Origin of the sequence: Agarivorans sp., from assembly GCF_050295395.1 — a bacterium.
Classification (GTDB): domain Bacteria; phylum Pseudomonadota; class Gammaproteobacteria; order Enterobacterales; family Celerinatantimonadaceae; genus Agarivorans.
Genome location: NZ_JBNKPP010000291.1, coordinates 1 through 1,806, shown reverse-complemented (window position 1 = coordinate 1,806; position 1,806 = coordinate 1). Strand labels below are relative to the sequence as shown.

Annotated in this window: 2 protein-coding genes; one reads left to right on the top strand and one right to left on the bottom strand. The window is 44.5% G+C overall.

Going from position 1 to position 1,806, the window contains the following annotated elements:
• Positions 1–1,259: histidine kinase (locus tag ACQY6Q_RS17245; protein WP_427983346.1), on the bottom strand; the 1,259-nt coding region annotated here is incomplete at its 3' end.
• Between the two features lie 167 nt (positions 1,260–1,426).
• On the opposite strand from ACQY6Q_RS17245, the gene ACQY6Q_RS17240 reads away from it, so the two are divergent.
• Positions 1,427–1,806, top strand: a 380-nt coding sequence (locus ACQY6Q_RS17240) for a superinfection exclusion B family protein (RefSeq protein ID WP_427983344.1), incomplete at its 3' end; no start/stop codon positions are given.

Here is a 1,806-nt window from a genome sequence, read left to right as displayed (position 1 = left end):
CTGACATTGGTCTGGATATTGAGTGTTGGCGTAACCTGTAGCTGGGTTTGTACGCTGACCTTGGGATACATGATTAAGGTCGATTCTAGGATCTCCTTAAGCTGGCTTTGCAGATTAATGCACTGATGTTCTTCGTGACTACGATCGATGGCGATCGTTTTAAATTTTTGGATCAGGCTGCTGGCTTTGGTGATATTACGGACGATTAGCTCACAGCTTTCTTGATACTCATCTAAGATGGCGTTGATTTCGTCGAGGGTGGCGTGTTCGCTGTGAATGAGGTCAATCAGCTCTTCGATATGGTTCAGTTGAGTGCTGGCCGCCGTCAAACAAATACCGATCGGCGTATTGATCTCATGGGCAACCCCAGAGACGAGTCCACCCAAGGCGGCCATTTTTTCCTGCTCGACTAATACTTGCTGCGCCCGTTTTAGCGCCGTTAATGACTGCTCTAATTCTTGGGTTCTTTCTTTGACCTGTCTTGCGAGTTCTTCCTTATAACTCCGTTCGAGTTTCAGCAACCGTTCTCTGTCTTCTAAGGCGGTTTGCAGTTCGGCTTTAGAGCTTTTCAATGCCTCAAAGGAGCTGCGAAGCTGATCCTGCATGCTATTGATAGCATCGGCGACTTGTTTAAACTCATCGACCTTGTCTTTACGTTCAAATTGCAGTGGTTCAAAGTCGGTATCTAAGTCGATGCGTTTGCAGTAATTGCTGAGTTTGTCGAGATGCTTAGTGATGTTGTACCAGACGAGAAACAGGATAAATCCCGCGACTAAGAAGGTTTTAATGCCATTGGATAGCAGGATGAGGATCGCTTTATCGTAGAGACGTTGATAGATAGCATCCATATCCACTTGGACTTCTAAACTGCCGACATTGATATTATCCGTGGGCGACTTATACACCAGAGGAAAGGTTTTACTGAGCGTGTGGTTTTGCTTTTGCTCGCCAGAATTCCATGACTGACCACTATCATCTTTGATTGAAATGTAATTGATATCAGGTAGTTGGATAAGGCCATTTAGTTGAGTATTAATCAGTCTTTCATCGATAACCCAAATGCTGGCGGCGAGGACATCGAGGTTAGCTTTTTCAATATTGGAGAATACACGGTCGATGCGAGTGACATCGCCGCGGTAGTCGCTGATCAGTTGGTAGGCGGTCGTCATTAAGGTAATCAGAGAGCTGAACAGCACGATAGACAAGGTGAGATGCCTGCCTATCGGGCTTTTAATAAATTGACTAAAGAATGTCAGCATCTAAATAGTCTTTATCTGATAGCGAGTTGGATGCTTATAAGCATAGACTCAAGCCTCTAGATTGTGCATTTTATCCCCATGAAATATCCCGCAATTTTAACTGATACAGTGGCATCAAACTTGCTTGATGCCGTCTAAGTTCAATTTTTTGTCGCTGGGATAACATTATGATTAAACTCAAACTGGATTCAGTGAAATTGTTTAGCCCTAAAAAGATGATGTTTCGAGTCATGTTATGGCTAATGGTCAGCTGTGCTGTGTTATTGGCGATCCCATCGAATGTGCTCGCCTTGTTGGCACTGGATAAATTCGTCCCCGAGCATGCCCATTTCGTTGGCCTAGGACTAATCATTTCAATTGCTTATTTCTTAACTCAGTTATTAAACCTTGGCTTAGATGAGTCGATTCGTCACTTAAGTGATAAACGCGTGACGGAAACGATTGAAGCTAAGGTCAACCTGATGGACCGTGCCGAACGAGCCCTCTTGCGGGAGTTCTTTTTACAGGGCGCCACCATTTTGACATTGCCGCAAAATGAACCCGCAGT